The organism is Thermoactinomyces vulgaris (assembly GCF_003688725.1).
Classification (GTDB): Bacteria; Bacillota; Bacilli; order Thermoactinomycetales; family Thermoactinomycetaceae; genus Thermoactinomyces; species Thermoactinomyces vulgaris.
Genome location: NZ_REFP01000012.1, coordinates 103,655 through 119,488, shown reverse-complemented (window position 1 = coordinate 119,488; position 15,834 = coordinate 103,655). Strand labels below are relative to the sequence as shown.

At 47.9% G+C, this 15,834-nt stretch carries 18 protein-coding genes; all 18 read left to right on the top strand.

The window, feature by feature from the left end:
* The 18 genes from lepB (at position 1) to ATH33_RS11975 (ending at position 15,744) form a co-directional block, all read left to right on the top strand.
* Complete coding sequence (lepB, locus tag ATH33_RS12060; protein WP_037997947.1) at positions 1-546, top strand: signal peptidase I; 546 nt, start codon at positions 1-3, stop codon at positions 544-546.
* Positions 547-567: 21 nt separating this feature from the next.
* Positions 568-1,347 carry a TatD family hydrolase gene (locus ATH33_RS12055; RefSeq protein ID WP_037997950.1) on the top strand — a complete coding sequence of 260 codons (780 nt, stop codon included), beginning with the start codon at positions 568-570 and terminating at the stop codon, positions 1,345-1,347.
* Positions 1,348-1,430: 83 nt separating this feature from the next.
* Complete coding sequence (rnmV, locus tag ATH33_RS12050) at positions 1,431-1,991, top strand: ribonuclease M5 (RefSeq protein ID WP_037997954.1); 561 nt, start codon at positions 1,431-1,433, stop codon at positions 1,989-1,991.
* Positions 1,988-2,866: a 16S rRNA (adenine(1518)-N(6)/adenine(1519)-N(6))-dimethyltransferase RsmA gene (rsmA, locus tag ATH33_RS12045; protein WP_037997957.1), complete on the top strand. Its 879-nt coding sequence runs from the start codon at positions 1,988-1,990 to the stop codon at positions 2,864-2,866. The genes rnmV and rsmA overlap by 4 nt, the downstream gene beginning before the upstream one ends.
* A gap of 49 nt (positions 2,867-2,915) precedes the next feature.
* Positions 2,916-3,389: a ribonuclease H-like YkuK family protein gene (locus ATH33_RS12040; RefSeq protein ID WP_037997960.1), complete on the top strand. Its 474-nt coding sequence runs from the start codon at positions 2,916-2,918 to the stop codon at positions 3,387-3,389.
* Positions 3,390-3,511: 122 nt separating this feature from the next.
* Positions 3,512-3,793 (top strand): Veg family protein, encoded by a 282-nt coding sequence (locus tag ATH33_RS12035; protein ID WP_037997964.1) that lies wholly within the window; start codon positions 3,512-3,514, stop codon positions 3,791-3,793.
* 137 nt (positions 3,794-3,930) lie between these two features.
* Entirely contained in the window at positions 3,931-4,113 is a 183-nt protein-coding gene (locus tag ATH33_RS12030; protein ID WP_037997967.1) for a small, acid-soluble spore protein, alpha/beta type, read from the top strand.
* A gap of 172 nt (positions 4,114-4,285) precedes the next feature.
* Positions 4,286-5,179, top strand: coding sequence for a 4-(cytidine 5'-diphospho)-2-C-methyl-D-erythritol kinase (ispE, locus tag ATH33_RS12025; protein WP_049720799.1), 894 nt, complete (start codon positions 4,286-4,288; stop codon positions 5,177-5,179).
* Positions 5,180-5,220: 41 nt separating this feature from the next.
* Positions 5,221-6,051, top strand: a complete 831-nt coding sequence (purR, locus tag ATH33_RS12020; protein ID WP_037997971.1) for a pur operon repressor — start codon at positions 5,221-5,223, stop codon at positions 6,049-6,051.
* Positions 6,052-6,056: 5 nt separating this feature from the next.
* Positions 6,057-6,434, top strand: a complete 378-nt coding sequence (locus ATH33_RS12015) for a RidA family protein (protein WP_276319281.1) — start codon at positions 6,057-6,059, stop codon at positions 6,432-6,434.
* 110 nt (positions 6,435-6,544) lie between these two features.
* Positions 6,545-6,847, top strand: coding sequence for a septation regulator SpoVG (gene spoVG / locus ATH33_RS12010; protein WP_037997974.1), 303 nt, complete (start codon positions 6,545-6,547; stop codon positions 6,845-6,847).
* A gap of 175 nt (positions 6,848-7,022) precedes the next feature.
* Positions 7,023-8,408 carry a bifunctional UDP-N-acetylglucosamine diphosphorylase/glucosamine-1-phosphate N-acetyltransferase GlmU gene (gene glmU, locus ATH33_RS12005; protein ID WP_049720831.1) on the top strand — a complete coding sequence of 462 codons (1,386 nt, stop codon included), beginning with the start codon at positions 7,023-7,025 and terminating at the stop codon, positions 8,406-8,408.
* Between the two features lie 23 nt (positions 8,409-8,431).
* Positions 8,432-9,379: a ribose-phosphate diphosphokinase gene (locus ATH33_RS12000; RefSeq protein WP_037997977.1), complete on the top strand. Its 948-nt coding sequence runs from the start codon at positions 8,432-8,434 to the stop codon at positions 9,377-9,379.
* 118 nt (positions 9,380-9,497) lie between these two features.
* Complete coding sequence (locus ATH33_RS11995; RefSeq protein ID WP_049720801.1) at positions 9,498-10,100, top strand: 50S ribosomal protein L25/general stress protein Ctc; 603 nt, start codon at positions 9,498-9,500, stop codon at positions 10,098-10,100.
* A 97-nt stretch (positions 10,101-10,197) separates the two neighbouring features.
* The gene (gene pth / locus ATH33_RS11990) at positions 10,198-10,764 is read left to right on the top strand and encodes an aminoacyl-tRNA hydrolase (RefSeq protein ID WP_037997980.1); all 567 of its coding nucleotides are present in this window, start codon (positions 10,198-10,200) and stop codon (positions 10,762-10,764) included.
* A 100-nt stretch (positions 10,765-10,864) separates the two neighbouring features.
* Positions 10,865-11,095, top strand: coding sequence for an anti-sigma-F factor Fin family protein (locus ATH33_RS11985; protein WP_037997983.1), 231 nt, complete (start codon positions 10,865-10,867; stop codon positions 11,093-11,095).
* Between the two features lie 115 nt (positions 11,096-11,210).
* A complete protein-coding gene (mfd, locus tag ATH33_RS11980) occupies positions 11,211-14,753 on the top strand; it encodes a transcription-repair coupling factor (protein WP_037997986.1) in 3,543 nt (1,180 codons plus the stop codon).
* Positions 14,740-15,744 carry a peptidylprolyl isomerase gene (locus ATH33_RS11975; RefSeq protein ID WP_037997989.1) on the top strand — a complete coding sequence of 335 codons (1,005 nt, stop codon included), beginning with the start codon at positions 14,740-14,742 and terminating at the stop codon, positions 15,742-15,744. Before mfd ends, ATH33_RS11975 begins: the two co-directional genes overlap by 14 nt.
* Positions 15,745-15,834: the final 90 nt, after the last annotated feature.

Genomic DNA, 15,834 nt, shown 5'->3' with positions numbered 1-15,834 from the left:
ATGGCGGATACAAAAAGTTCGTCCAATGAGTGGTACAAGGTGTTGGAATGGGTTGCGGCCATTGCCTTGGCCGTGATTATCGCTGCGGGCATCCGCACCTTTTTGTTTGTACCCTATGAGGTGCACGGGGCATCCATGGAACCCACCTTGCAAGGTGATGAGCTGTTGATCGTCAACAAGTTGATATACCGTGTTGACCAGCCCGATTACGGGGACATCGTGGTCTTCCATACCGATGAACAGCGGGATTTTATTAAACGGGTGATCGGCTTGCCCGGGGACCAGATTGCCATAAAGGACGGCAAGGTGTTTCGAAACGGAAAACCGTTGGAAGAACCTTATATTTATGAGCCCATGAATTTCAACATGGAAGAGGAAGTCACGGTGCCCGAAGGACATATTTATGTGCTCGGGGATAACCGAAACAACAGCAAGGACAGCCGCAGAATCGGCCCGGTGAACATCGATGCGGTGGTCGGCCGTGCCGATTTGATCATATGGCCGCTGGACCGGATGCATTTTTTGACACAGCAGAGTAAGCAGTAACCGGAAAGGGTGAGGCGTGTGATGTTGTTTGACACACATACCCATTTGAATGATCCGAAATTTGACGAAGACCGGGAACAAGTCATTGAGCGGGCAAGAGAGGAGTACGGCGTAAAATATATGTTGAATGTGGGGTATAACCGGGAAACCATCCGGCAAACCCTTCAGCTGGCGGAAACTTATTGCTTCATTTATGCTTCCGTCGGTTGGCATCCCGTCGAGGCGAAGGATTGCACCGCGGAGGATTTGGAGTGGATCAAGTCGATGACCCGGCACCCGAAAGTGGTGGCGTTGGGGGAGATCGGATTGGATTACCATTGGGACACCTCCCCCAAAGATATGCAGCAAGCGGTTTTTCGCAAACAAATCGCCATCGCCAAAGAAACGGGATTGCCTATCATTATTCACAACCGGGATGCGGATGAGGACGTGGTGCGGATCTTAAAGGAAGAACATGCCGAAGAAGTCGGAGGCGTGATGCATTGCTTCGGCGGAGACCTTTCGGTTATGGAAGCATGTCTTGACTTGAACTTCATGATCGGTTTGGGAGGACCTGTCACATTTAAAAACGGCAAGCTTCCCCAAAAAATCGCGGAACATGTTCCCTTGGACCGTCTGCTCATTGAAACCGATTGTCCTTATTTGGCTCCCCATCCCTACCGGGGAAAACGAAACGAGACCGGCTATGTCCGGCTCGTTGCCGAAAAAATCGCCGAAATCCGGGGGATGTCTTTGGAAGAGCTCGCTCAAATCACCATGCAAAACGCTTTTCGCCTTTTTGGAATTGATGAAGGAAATTAGAATAATGTTTTTGCGGGCCAATGGGAAGGTGCATTCCTCATTGGCCTTTTTTCGGAAAATGTGGAGCGAGAGGAAGAGAACGTGTGAAAGTGTATGAAGTGATTGTTGTCGAAGGAAAAAATGATACGATCGCGATCCAAAAAGCGGTCGAAGCCGATACGATTGAGACACAGGGTTCGGCATTGGAGCCGTATGTGCTGGCTGAAATCAAACGGGCCCAACAGAAACGGGGAGTCATTATCTTTACCGACCCGGATTATGCCGGCGAACAGATCCGCAAGAAAATTGCCAGGGAAGTGCCCGGGGCCAAACATGCTTTTTTATCCCCCAAAAAAGCGAAAGGAAACCGCAAAATCGGAATTGAACATGCCAAGGCGGAGGATATCATCGAAGCTTTGGCCAAAGTCCGTACGGCCCAAAAAGAGGATACGGTGCAGCCTCCGCTGACATGGGAAGAATATATGGACTTGGGATTTGCCGGTGATGCCGGTTCCCGGAAACTGCGGGAGCAGGTGGCTGAACGGCTTGGCATCGGTTACGCCAATGCCAAACAATTTTACCGGCGGTTGCATGTTTTGCGCATCACCAGGGAAGAAATTGCAGAAGCGCTGGATTATCTGAAGGAGAAAGGAAGCACACAATGAAAGAAAAGCCGATTTCAGCAAGAACGAAAAAATTGCTCAGTGAACACCAAATCCAACTGAAAAAGAGCCTGGGACAAAATTTTTTAACCGATTCCCATGTATTGGACAAGATTATCCATGCGGCTTCGCTGACCAAAAAATCCGGGGTCATTGAAATCGGACCGGGAATCGGGGCTTTGACGGAGCGTTTGGCACAGGCGGCGGGAAAAGTGGTGGCCATCGAGATCGACCAACGGTTAATCCCGATTTTGGAAGATTTGTTTCAAAATGATGACAATGTGGAAATAATAAATGCAGATGCACTGACAGTGGATTTGAAAACAGTGGTTGCAGAACATTTTCGGGATACCGGCTCCCTTCATGTGGTGGCCAACCTGCCTTATTATGTCACTTCACCGATTTTGGTCCGCTTGCTCGAAGAACGGCTGCCGCTTACAAATATTGTCATCATGATCCAAAAAGAGGTGGCGGACCGGCTGAAAGCGGCACCGGGAACCAAAGATTACAGTTCTTTGTCGGTTCTTGTGCAGTATTATGCGGAAGTCGAAGAAGTGGGGCGGGTTCCGAGCCATGTGTTTGTTCCGCGGCCGCAGGTTGATTCCAAGGTGGTTTGTTTGACGCTTAGAAAAGAGCCGAAGGTGCGGGTTCCGGATGAACAAGCCTTTTTCAAAATGGTCCGGGCCGCATTTAATCAGCGTCGGAAAACCTTGTTGAATTCGCTTCATTCTCATCTGTTGTCTTCCGTTTCAAAAGAAGAACTGGAAAAATGGATGTCTGAAGCGGGAATTGATCCGAAACGACGCGCCGAAACATTGGATTTGGAAGAATTTGCAGTCTTGGCTGAAGTGCTTGATCGGAAAAAGATATCGTTTTAACCAACGGAGTCTCGGATCAACCATATCCTGAGTCGATGGAGGTTGTTCCGTGAAATTTTATCATCCGAGAAAAGGTAGAAGAAGCCTGAATGAAATGATTATGGATATCCGGGGATATCTGCAAGAGGATCCGGATGCCCAATATAAAGTGGTGATCGGAACCGATTCGCAAACCCGGGAGAATGAAACGATCTTTGTCACGGCGCTCATCGTGCAGCGGATTGGCAAAGGGGCGATTTTCTTTTACACGAAATATCGCCATGCCGCCATTCGTGACTTGCGTTACCGGATCTACCGGGAAACGGAATACAGTTTGAAAGCCGTTGAAACGTTGAAGAAAAACGGCTTCTTTGGATTCTTTGTGGATATCCCGATGGAAATCCATCTCGATGTCGGACAACAAGGGGAAACGAGGAAGCTGATTCAAGAAGTGGTCGGATGGGTGACATCCGTTGGATATACAGCGAAAATCAAACCGGAATCTTACGCCGCCAGCGCGGTGGCCGACCGGTTTACCAAATGAGAAAAAAAGGAATAAATATGCGAAAATATTATTGACAAAATTGTTGTCCCCTTGCTATAATACAAAATTTGACTTTTCACTTCGCTTGTAGTATAATCGACTATAAGTGAGGTGGTCGTAAAATGGGCAAAAACGCTTTATCTGAAATCAAATGCACTCTGGATGGTTTTATCGGGCAAAAAATTCGCCTTAAAGCCAATAGCGGACGCCGTAAGACCATTGAGCGAACTGGCATTTTAGAAGAGACATATCCTTCTGTGTTCGTTGTCAAGCTGGATGAGGATCACGCTTTCAGCCGTGTTTCATACAGCTATGCAGATATACTGACGGAATCCGTTGAATTGACGGTTTACAGCGGGGAAAATGAACAAATACCTGTGAAATATGTAAGATCTGCGCAATAACTATGAACACATCCCAATGTGTTCTTTTTTTTCATACCTTTGTAAGCGATTACATACTTACGGGTGCTTGGTGCATAATAAGAAAGCCCTGTGTTTTGCCCTTGAACCATTTGCCCTGAACCAAAGGAGGAGATCGCTTGGCTCGTCGGCGCGGAATCATGTCTGAAAGCTTTAAGTATGAACTGGCAAAAGATCTTGGCTTTTATGATGTGGTCAAACGCGAAGGATGGGGTGGAATCACCACCCGTGATGCCGGTAATATGGTGAAAAGAGCGGTTCAGCTTGCGGAAGAGTATTTAAAACAGCAAGGTTCAAGGTGAAACCGGGGACATTCCTTTTTTAAAGAGGCTTCTCGCATCCCGAGAGCCTCTTTTTTTTGCGGGAAAATATTTGTTCCCACCTACTAGTCCGGACTCATAACGTGATAAAATAGTAAAATCATGTGCCGGAATTTGCGGATGGCGACCGTGTGAAAATTGGAGGGAATCAATCTTGTTTATATCAGTCAAAGCACCAGCTAAAATTAATTTGACATTGGATGCGCTATATAAACGTCCGGATGGTTATCATGAGTTGGAGATGGTCATGACGACCGTGGATTTGTATGACAGGGTGGATCTTTCTTTGAGACCGGACTCAAAAATCACCCTGGATTCGAGTTCCGGATTTGTCCCGAGGGATGAGAGGAACCTCGCTTACCGTGCGGCGGTATTGTTGAGGGAAAAAGCGGGGATTTCTCAAGGTGTACATATTTACATCGATAAACAGATTCCTGTTGCTGCCGGCCTGGCGGGAGGAAGCAGCGATGCTGCGGCGGTCTTGAGAGGATTGAATCAATTATGGAATTTGGGATGGAGTTTGGAGGAACTGGCTGAGATCGGGGCCGGGATTGGTTCCGATGTTCCGTTTTGCGTTTATTCCACCACCGCACTGGCAAAAGGAAGAGGGGAAAAGTTGACACCGCTTCCGGCACCGCCGCCCTGTTGGGTTGTTTTGGCCAAACCGGGACACGGTGTATCCACGGCGGATGTTTTTCAAAACCTGAAAGTGGACCAAATCGATCATCATCCGCAAACGGAAAAGATGATCGAGGCACTCAAACGGCAAGATTATGAATCTGTTGTCCGAAACCTGGAAAACGTATTGGAGCCGGTGACTCATCACATGCATCCCACTGTGAAAAAAATAAAAGAAAAAATGCAGCTCTTTGGAGCGGACGGGGTGTTGATGTCCGGAAGCGGCCCCACCGTATTCGGGCTGGTGAAGCAGGAACAAAGGGCCAAACGGATTGTAAACAGTTTAAAAGGCTTTTGCCAGCAAGTGTTTGCCGTGAGAATGTTGGGAAAAAAACAGGTTCCGCTGCTTGAAGAAAAGCGAACGAAGTGATATATTTCGGTCAATATCATTCGATTTTTCGGAGGTAGTGAATGGAAAAGTGGAAACGGAGTGCACGATTAACCGATATGATCCGCCAATTGCTGTTCAATCCATATCGATTGATTCCTCTGACCGTTTTTGCGGAGAAGTATAAAGCGGCAAAATCCTCTATCAGTGAAGATTTGGATATTATTGATGAGGTGTTGCGCTCGGAAGGAAACGGCAAATTGGAAACAGTGGCCGGTGCGGCCGGCGGTGTCCGTTATATTCCGGGTTTTGGCGTGGAACATGCCCGGAAGGTCGTGCAAGAGTTGTGCGAAAAATTATCCAGTCCCGAACGCATTTTGCCGGGCGGCTTTTTGTATCTGTCTGATCTGTTGGGCGACCCCTTTTTCCTGAATCAGATCGGGCGGATTTTTGCCACGGTGTTTCAGGAACAAAACATCGATGCCGTGTTAACCGTCGAGACCAAAGGAATCCCCATTGCTTATGCCACGGCGGCTTTGTTGGGGGTTCCGGTCACCATCGCCCGGTACGATTACCGCGTCACCGAAGGTTCCGTCGTGACCGTACACACCGTCTCGGGTTCCAGCAGACGGTTGCGCCAGTTATCCGTATCCAAGCGGAGCTTGTCTGAAGGAGCCCGTGTCCTCATTATTGACGACTTTATGAAAGCCGGGGGCACGGTCCGGGGACTGATGGATTTGTTGAATGAATTTAAAGCAGAAGTGGTCGGAGTCGGAGTGATGTTGGAACAGCCTGCTGAGAACCGGTTGGTGGATGAATATGTGTCACTGGCCAAAGTGACGGAAATTGATGTGAAAAAGAGGAAAGTTCAAGTGGAAGTTGGAAATGTTTTTGATGACAGGAAGGAGCGATGATCATGTTGAAAAAAGTGCAAACAGACAAAGCGCCTCAAGCAATCGGTCCTTATTCGCAAGCGGTGGAAACCGGGGATTGGATCTTTACGTCTGGGCAAATTCCGCTCACCCCGGACGGGAAACTCGTCGCGGGAGGAATCGAGGAACAAACCCGGCAAGTGCTGGAAAATTTAAAATCAGTTCTTGAAGCTGCCGGAAGCGGTTTGGAGCATGTGGTGAAAACCACGATCTTTCTCCGGGATATGAACCAGTTTCAAACCGTAAACGAAATTTACGGCGGGTACTTCAAAGAACACCAACCGGCACGTTCGTGTGTGGAAGTGTCCCGCTTGCCGAAAGACGTGTTGATTGAAATAGAAGTGATTGCAAAGAAAAATAGATAAAAAAGAAAATTTGGTCAATTTATCCATTCATGGAAGGATTTAATCCCGCTGCCTAGAATAGTAAAAATAAGCAAATTGAGTCATCATTGTAAAATAGGTGGTGGGATCTAGTGGAAATTACCGATATTCGACTTCGCAGGGTCAACCGTGAGGGAAGAATGCGCGCCATCGCATCCATCACGTTTGACAGTGAATTTGTGGTACATGACATTCGTGTGATTGAGGGAAATAACGGTATGTTTGTGGCAATGCCGAGCAAACGTACTCCTGACGGGGAGTTTCGCGATATTGCCCATCCCATTTCTCCGATGAGCCGTGAGAAGATTGAATCCGCTGTGCTGGCCGAGTACCACCGTGCAGGAGAGATGGAGTCTCAAGCCGATCCGAATAAAGCGTTGCAAGTGGATGTATAAAAAATCACCCATTCCGTTTCGGGAATGGGTGATTTTTTCGTTGTCGGCAAAGGTTTTTGATTATAATGGTGATGGGCATTGTTTTTATACGATGTTCAAAGGGGATTGGTTGCAATCCCATACCAATTGGGATATATTCAGGGAGGAAGTTTTGAGAAACGGGGGAACTTGGGTTATGCAACAACATGTGTATGCAGTCATTTTGGCCGCGGGAAAAGGAACCCGTATGAAATCCAAAAAACATAAAGTATTGCATCCGGTTTGTGGAAAACCTATGATTGATCACATTATCGGTCAATTGAACCGGCTGGCGATTGAAAAAACTATTTTGGTGGTGGGGCATCAAAAAGAGGCGTTGAAAGGGCACTTGAGCGGTCAAGTTGACTTTGTGGAACAAGAGGAACAACTCGGAACCGCTCATGCGGTGATGCAAGCCCGGTCCTTGTTGGAAAATGAAGAAGGGATCACGCTGGTATTAAACGGGGACCATCCTCTCTTCACAGCGGAAACCTTCCAAAAATTGATTGAGAAACATCAGGAAACCAAAGCGGCTGCCACGGTTTTGACAGCCATCATGGATGATCCTTCCGGTTACGGACGGGTGGTTCGGCGCGAGGACGGGCAGGTGGATCGCATCGTCGAACATAAAGATGCCACGGATGCCGAACGGCAAATCCGTGAAGTGAATACTGGCACTTATTGTTTTGATAATCAAAAGCTTTTTTCCGTTTTGTCGCTGGTCAATAACGATAATGCCCAAGGTGAATACTATCTTCCCGATGTATTATCCATTTTGCGCGATCAAGGGGAAACCATCGGTGCACAAGAGATCGGGGACCAAGAGGAAGCAATGGGAGTCAACGACCGGATCCAGCTTGCGGAAGCCAATCGATGGATGCAGCAGCGTTTGCTTAAAGAACACATGCGAAATGGTGTCACCATTGTCGATCCGGCAAACACCTATATTGAAGCCGATGTGAAAATCGGCGCCGATACGGTGATCGAACCGGGAACATTTTTAAGAGGGAAAACCGTGATTGGGGAAGACTGCCATATTGGCCCGCAAGCAGATCTGACCGATGTGGAGGTTGCCGATGGAACAAACATCCGTTATGCCGTCCTGGAAGACAGCAGGGTCGGGGAAGAGGCCAAAGTCGGTCCTTATGTCTTGGTGCGGCCGAAAACGGAACTCGGAAACCGGACCAAAGTCGGTTGTTTCATTGATCTGAAGAAAGCCAAAATCGGTGAAGGGACCAAGATTTCCCATCTGGCTTATGTCGGGGATGCCGAAGTCGGCAAGAAAGTGAATATCGGTTGCGGTGTGATCACCGTGAATTACGATGGTGTGAACAAGCATCAAACCGTCATTGAGGATGATGCGTTTATCGGATGCAATGTGAATCTGGTGGCACCCGTTACGGTTGAACAAGGCGCTTATGTGGCGGCCGGTTCCACCATTACCGACGATGTGCCTGAAAAAGCTTTGGCCATTGCGCGGGAGCGTCAGACAAACAAGTCCGGCTATGCGGATAAAATTAAATCAAAGCGTGTGAAGAAATGATAAAATTGGAGGAACAAATTTCTATGTCTACGGTAAGCCCTCGTCTACAAGTTTTTACGTGCAATTCCAACCCGAAACTTGCCCATGCCATTTGCGATCATTTGAATATTCCTCTCGGAAAAGCGCATGTGGGTAAATTCAGCGATGGAGAGATTCATGTAAAGCTGGATGAAAGCGTGCGCGGTTCGGATGTGTATGTGATTCAATCCACATGCAATCCGGTGAACCAGAACTTGATGGAACTGTTGGTTTTTGTGGATGCCTTGCGCCGTGCTTCGGCCGGCACCATCAATGTGGTGATTCCCTATTACGGATATGCAAGGCAGGACCGGAAAACCCGGGCACGGGATCCCATCACCGCCAAGCTGGTTGCCAATCTGATTGAGACAGCCGGTGCGGACCGGGTCATTACGATGGACTTGCATGCGACACAAATCCAAGGTTTCTTTGACATCCCTGTGGATCACCTGATGGGTGTCCCGATTTTGGCTGATTATTTTATCAAAAAAGATCTGGGGGATGTGGTGGTCGTCTCCCCCGACCACGGCGGAGTGATTCGTGCCCGTCGTCTCGCCGAACGGTTGGAATCTCCGATAGCGATCATCGACAAAAGACGTCCGGAGCCCAATGTGGCGGAAGTGATGAACATTGTCGGTGATGTCAAAGGAAAAACGGCGATCATCATTGATGATATCATTGACACGGCAGGAACCATTACCCTGGCTGCCAATGCCTTGCTTGAATACGGAGCCAAAGAAGTATACACATGTTGTACCCACCCTGTTTTCTCGGGACCGGCCATTGAACGGATTCGCGACTCCAACATCACCGAGATGGTGGTGACCGACACCATCCCTCTTTCGAAGGAAAAACAACTGGACAAGGTCACCGTTCTTTCGGTGGCGGAGTTGATCGGTGAAGCCATCCGGCGGGTTCACAATGAGCAATCGGTCAGCAAGTTGTTCGACTGAGGCGGGATCCGGCACAAAGTTTCTTTTTGTAACGGCTTTCAAAATGTGATTTTCCAAAATCAGGTTTAGATCGCGGTGAAAAAGGTTATATTCCCTCTTATAGAAGGGGGATATGGAAATGTCGAATGCCATTACAGCAGTGAAAAGAGAAAAAACCGGATCTTTAAATGCCTTGAGAAAACAAGGCCAAATTCCGGCGATTTTATATGGCAAGGGATTGGATCCGGTAAAGCTTGCGGTTGATTACAGTGAAGCACAAAAACAAGTTCAGTCGAATGGTTTTGTGGATTTAAACGTAGCAGGCAAGACGCATCGAGTAATGGTTCGAGACATCCAGAGAGACCCGATCAAATCTTCCATTTTGCACATTGACTTTCTCAAAGTGGAAATGAATGAACCTTTGCATGTCGAGGTGCCTGTTCACCTGACGGGGGAAGCGGCCGGTGTGAAAAGCGGGGGGATTTTGGAACAGCATCTCCGCTTGGTCGAAGTGAAGGCGTTGCCGTCCGACATTCCGGAATCCATTGAAGCGGATGTGTCCCATCTGCAGGTGGGGGATTCCCTGTTGTTAAAGGATATCAAGGTGCCGGACAGAGTGGAACTGCTTCATTTCGAACCGGAAACAACAGTGGCTACGGTCGTGCCTCCTGCCAAAAGTGAAGACATTGACAACGAAGAAAAAGCCGTTGATACAGATACAGATGAGGAAGAAACAGAATGAAGAAAAAGGCGCAATCCTTACCGGTTGCGCCTTTTTCATGATTCCATGATAAAATAAAAAGGATTGAGATGAGTTCAGGGAAAGTTGGAGGTACAGGATGAAGCTAATAGTCGGTTTGGGTAACCCGGGGCGACAGTATGCGCGGACACGCCATAACGTCGGTTTTTGGGTGATTGATCAACTGAGTGAACAATGGGGAATTCCCGTGGGGAAAGAAAAGTGGAAAGGCGAAGTGGGCGAAGGCTTTGTGCACGGGGAGAAAGTTATTTTATTGAAACCGATGACCTATATGAATTTGTCCGGGGAGTCGGTGAAGCCGGCATTGGACTGGTTGAAACTGGATTTGGAGGATTTGTGCGTCATCTACGACGATCTCGATTTGCCGTGCGGGCAAATCCGCTTGCGGTTAAAAGGAAGTTCAGGCGGCCACAACGGGATGAAATCCATTATCCGCCATTTGGGAACGGATCAATTTAAGCGGATCAAGATCGGCATTGACCGGCCGTCGGGAAATCTTTCGGTTCCGGATTATGTTTTGTCCCCATTTCGCCAAGAAGAACTGGAAACGGTGCTGGATGCCGTTGACCGTGCCAAAGAAGCGGTGAATGAATGGGTGAAGTCAGACTTTTTGCAAGCGATGAACCAGTTTAATGTGCGGAAATAAATGTTGCATTTGGTATGGCCATGGAAACCAAAGCGAAGTTGAATATTTTTTGTTTGAAAGACGATACTATGACTAACATAAACAGGCAGGAGGCATTTTCATGGCCATACATTATATTTGCCGACATTGTCAAAAATCGATCGGAAGAATCGATTCTTCAAGGGTAACCGAATCCCAGTTGGGGTTTGATCAGTTGACCCCGGAAGAACGGGAAGATATAATAACCAGTGATATTGAAGGAAACCAAGTGGTGAAAGTGACTTGTGAGTCATGTCAGCAGGTATTGGAAAAAGATCCGGAACGGGTTTTGTATCCTTCACTCTTTCATTAGGAATAATGGTGGATATTTTTCTGATTATAATGAAAAAACGGCCTTGGCTGTTGATAGCTAAGGCTTCTTTTCTATTTGACCTGTAGACTGATGGAAAAAAGGGGAGGAACAACTGTTGATACCGTTAACGCATATATTTAAGCAGGACAAAGATTTTCAGTCAACGGTAACAGGAATCAAAACCGGGTTGAAAGAGCAGTTGGTTGCCGGATTGTCAGGCACCGCCCGCATGTTATATGTCGCTGCGCTGTTCCAGGAAGTGAAACGGCCCGTCCTGTTGGTTTGCCATAATTTAAATCAGGCGCAAAAAGCGACCGAAGACCTGCAGGAAATCTTGTCAAAGGACGAGGTTTTGCTGTACCCGGCCAATGAACTGGTCACCACCGAAATTGCCGTGGCCGGCCAGGAGACACTGGGAGAAAAAATCGGTGTGTTAACCCGTTTGATTCATGGATTCAACGGGGTGCTTGTGGTCCCGTTTTCCGGCTTGCGCAAATTGTTTTTGCCGAAAAAAGTGTTTGCGAAAAACTATACCACGTTGAAGGTGGGGCAGGTTCAGGAAATTGATTCATTGCTCACGCAGCTGGTGAATGTGGGGTACCAGCGGGTTGAAATGGTGGAAAAACCCGGTGAATACAGTGTGCGTGGCGGCATTGTGGACATTTATCCCGTTCACTTTGAAAATCCCGTCCGTGTGGAGTGGTTTGACGACGAAGTGGATTCCATCCGTCCTTTCTCCGTGTCGGATCAGCGTTCTTTTGACAAATGGGAGGAATTGACCATTCCTCCGGCAAAAGAATTGTTCGCATCGGCAGATGAGTTGTATCAAGCGGGCGAAAAAGTGGAAAAACGGTTGGGGGAACGGTTAAGCGTCACCAAAGAGACTGAACTGAGGGAAAAATTAAATCAATCGATTGGTTATGATATTGAACAATTGAAAAACGGCACATACTTTACCGGCATGTACAAGTATATTTCGCAAATTTACCCGGAGTGCCAAAGCCTTGTGGATTACATGCCTTCGGACACGTTGGTCATCTTGGATGAACCGAACCGGATCATTGAAAGTGCCCGGCAGATGGAAAGGGAAGAAGGGGAATGGCAGACCGTCTTGTTGCAACAAGGAGAGCTTTTGCCAGGGTTGAAAATATCTTTTTCTTTTGATGAAGTGGTTGAAAACAAGGACCACCAACGGATTTATCTTTCCTTGTTCATGCGAAAGATTCCGGCAATCAAGCCGCAAAATGTGATCCAGATGGTGTGCCGCAGCATGCAGCAATTTCACGGGCAAATGCATGTTTTGAAGGCGGAATGGGAACGTTGGGAAAAATCCAATTACCGTGTGGTGTTTTTGGCCAGCAGTGAAGAGCGGATGGACCGTCTGGAACGGGTGTTGAATGATTACGGAATGAATGCGGCCAAAGATTTGTCCGACCAGGTTCCTTTGCCGGGAAAACCCGTCATTTGCCTGGGCAATCTGCAAAACGGCTTTGAGATGAACCCGGTCCGGCTCGCAGTGATCACCGAAAGCGAAGTGTTCACGCAAAAGCAACGGCGGACCCGGCGCCATGCCAAGATGGACCATGCCGAAAAAATCAAAGATTACCAAGAATTGAAACCCGGGGATTATGTGGTTCACGTCAATCACGGAATCGGGAAATACATCGGCATTGAAACGCTGGAAGTCGGCGGCATGCACAAGGATTATCTGCACATCCAGTATGCCGGAAACGACAAGCTCTACGTGCCGGTGGAGCAAATCGACCAAGTGCAAAAGTATGTCGGCAGCGAGGAAAAAACGCCGAAGGTTTACAGTCTGGGCGGCAGCGAATGGAGCAAGGTGAAAAATAAAGTCCGGTCTTCGGTGCAGGATATCGCCCAGGATTTGATCGAATTATACGCCAAGCGGCAACAGGCCAAAGGCTTTGCTTTTTCGAAAGATACGCCTTACCAGAGAGAGTTTGAAGCGATGTTCCCTTATGAGGAAACGCCGGATCAATTGCGTTCAGTGGAAGAGATCAAAAAGGATATGGAACGAAGCCAGCCGATGGACCGCTTGTTGTGCGGGGATGTGGGATACGGAAAAACGGAAGTGGCCATCCGCGCGGCGTTTAAAGCGACGATGGACGGCAAGCAGGTGGCTGTGTTGGTTCCGACCACCATTTTGGCTCAACAGCATTATGAGACTTTTCGTGAGCGTTTTTCTGACTTCCCGGTACAAATTCATGTGTTGAGCCGGTTCCGCACCCGGAAAGAACAGAAAGAAACGATGGAAGGGCTGAAAAAAGGAACGGTGGATATCGTCATCGGCACGCACCGTCTTTTATCCAAAGATGTCCAATTCAAAGACTTGGGGCTTCTCATCATCGACGAGGAACAACGCTTTGGCGTGAAACACAAGGAGAAAATCAAACAGCTGAAGCACAATATTGATGTGTTGACGTTATCGGCGACACCGATTCCCCGCACCCTGCACATGGCCATGATGGGTGTGCGCGATCTGTCTGTTATTGAAACGCCTCCTGAAAACCGGTTCCCGGTGCAGACATACGTGTTGGAATACTCCGGGGCGTTGGTCCGGGAAGCGGTGGAACGGGAACTGGCGCGTGGCGGACAAGTTTATTTCCTATATAATCAAGTGCACAACATCGAACAGATGGCCGACCAAATCCGGCTTTTGATTCCGGAAGCACGGGTGGCGGTGGCCCATGGCCAGATGCAGGAATCCGAACTGGAAAAAGTGATGCTGGACTTCCTGGACGGGGAATACGACGTTTTGGTCAGTACCACCATCATTGAAACCGGTGTGGATATTCCCAATGTGAATACATTGATCATTTATGACGCCGACAAGATGGGATTGTCCCAGCTTTACCAGTTGCGCGGCCGGGTGGGGCGTTCCAATCGCATTGCTTATGCTTACTTTACGTACCAACGGGATAAAGTGTTGTCCGAAACCGCGGAGAAGCGCCTGCAGGCCATCAAAGAATTTACCGAGCTGGGATCCGGATTTAAAATTGCGATGCGCGATTTATCCATCCGGGGAGCCGGGAACATCTTGGGAGCCGAACAGCACGGCCATATTGCAACCGTGGGATTTGAGCTTTACAGCCAGATGCTGAAGGAAGCGATTGAGGAACTGAAAGGAGAAAAATCCACAAAGGAAGAAACCGAGCCAGTCATCGAATTAAATGTGGACGCCTATTTGCCTTCCGGATACATTGGTGATGAGAAACAGAAAATTGAATTGTATAAAAAGATCCGTGCCGTCACCACATTGGATGAAGTGACCGACTTGGAAGAAGAGATTGAGGATCGTTTCGGGGATTTGCCGGATCCTGTGCAAATGCTGTTAAAAATTTCCAAAATCAAAGCTTATGCCATTCTGTACGGCATGGAATCAGTTGAGCAGAAAGACGGGGATATCATTCTCCGGTTGCGGCCGGAACAAAATGACCAAATCGACGGCCCGAAATTGTTTGAAATTGCTCAGGATTTCCCGGGAAAAATTCGTTTCTCAACGGGAGAGAAGATCGGGATCATCTTCAAAACCAAAGGGATGCCTCATAAACAGGCATTAGAAATGATCGAACAGTTTCTGATAAAATATAAAGATGTTCCCAAACCGAAAGGAGCCGTTCAACATGCGACTGAGTAAAAAGTGGATCGCCGGGACGTTGGCCTTCGTGCTGATTCTTTCCGCGACCATTGCCGGATGTGCGATGGGAAAAGACAACAAAGAAGAAGAGCAGACGGCCGGGGCGATGGAATTCCAGCCCCTTGACACCACCAGCAAAAAGGTGGTTGCCGAATACAAGGGAGGCAAAGTGGTTGAAGGGGATTTGAACCGCTACATCAACATCATTGCGTATTTGGATCCCCAATTGTCGTTTATGATGTCATCGATCAAGGACAATCAGGAATTAAAAACGGAATTGGCGAAAGAGTATGCGGCCCGCCAGTATATGTTGACCAAAATCAAAGATGATGCATCGTTCGCCAAACAAGCGGATGAAACGATCAAACAAATCGAAGAAGGCCTGAAACAGCAAGCAGGGCAGGAACAAGGCCAAAACAATCCTCAAACCCTGGATGAGGCGATCAAAGGAAAAGGGTTTGACAAGACGCAATTACGGCAGTTTTTTGTGGAGTATCACCGGGTCAACAAATACTATGACGAACAATTAAAAGGGCAAACTTATGACTATGTAAAAGTACAGCACGTGTTGGTTTCCATCAATGACGGTTCGCAGCAAGATCAGCCGAAACGAACGGAAGAACAAGCGAAAAAACGCGCGGAGGAAGTCAAGAAAAAATTGGATGACGGCGGCGATTTCGCAAAGTTGGTGAAGGAGTATTCGGATGATCCCGGATCCAAAGACTCAAACGGAGTTTATGAAGGCACACCGGACCAGTTTGTCCCTGAATTTGCCAAAGCATGCCGGGAGTTGCCCCTCAACCAAATCAGCGACCCGATTAAAACCGATTACGGTTTTCATATCGTAAAAGTGTTGGACCGGGGGAAAAAGCCGGTGGACGAAGCGGACGAACAAGTGAAAATGCAAAAACGGCAAGAAGTGTATGATCAACTGGTCAAAGAGGAATTAGGCTTTAAGTCCCTTCTTTCCAATGACCAAAAAGGATCCTGAACTGCCGGAAAAGAGCCCGTGGCATGTTATGCCGCACTAGGGCTCTTTTTTTATGTCCGGAGGTCTGTATAATCTGCTGGAAGAAAATAA

What these genes read in the sequence shown, in the direction of transcription:
- glmU (WP_049720831.1), top strand. Translation starts at nt 7,023, where the DNA reads ATGCAACAACATGTGTATGCAGTCATTTTGGCCGCGGGAAAAGGAACC.
- ATH33_RS12035 (WP_037997964.1), top strand. Translation starts at nt 3,512, where the DNA reads ATGGGCAAAAACGCTTTATCTGAAATCAAATGCACTCTGGATGGTTTT.
- pth (WP_037997980.1), top strand. Translation starts at nt 10,198, where the DNA reads ATGAAGCTAATAGTCGGTTTGGGTAACCCGGGGCGACAGTATGCGCGG.
- ATH33_RS11995 (WP_049720801.1), top strand. Translation starts at nt 9,498, where the DNA reads ATGTCGAATGCCATTACAGCAGTGAAAAGAGAAAAAACCGGATCTTTA.
- ATH33_RS12055 (WP_037997950.1), top strand. Translation starts at nt 568, where the DNA reads ATGTTGTTTGACACACATACCCATTTGAATGATCCGAAATTTGACGAA.
- purR (WP_037997971.1), top strand. Translation starts at nt 5,221, where the DNA reads ATGGAAAAGTGGAAACGGAGTGCACGATTAACCGATATGATCCGCCAA.
- lepB (WP_037997947.1), top strand. Translation starts at nt 1, where the DNA reads ATGGCGGATACAAAAAGTTCGTCCAATGAGTGGTACAAGGTGTTGGAA.
- ATH33_RS11975 (WP_037997989.1), top strand. Translation starts at nt 14,740, where the DNA reads ATGCGACTGAGTAAAAAGTGGATCGCCGGGACGTTGGCCTTCGTGCTG.
- rsmA (WP_037997957.1), top strand. Translation starts at nt 1,988, where the DNA reads ATGAAAGAAAAGCCGATTTCAGCAAGAACGAAAAAATTGCTCAGTGAA.
- ATH33_RS11985 (WP_037997983.1), top strand. Translation starts at nt 10,865, where the DNA reads ATGGCCATACATTATATTTGCCGACATTGTCAAAAATCGATCGGAAGA.
- ATH33_RS12000 (WP_037997977.1), top strand. Translation starts at nt 8,432, where the DNA reads ATGTCTACGGTAAGCCCTCGTCTACAAGTTTTTACGTGCAATTCCAAC.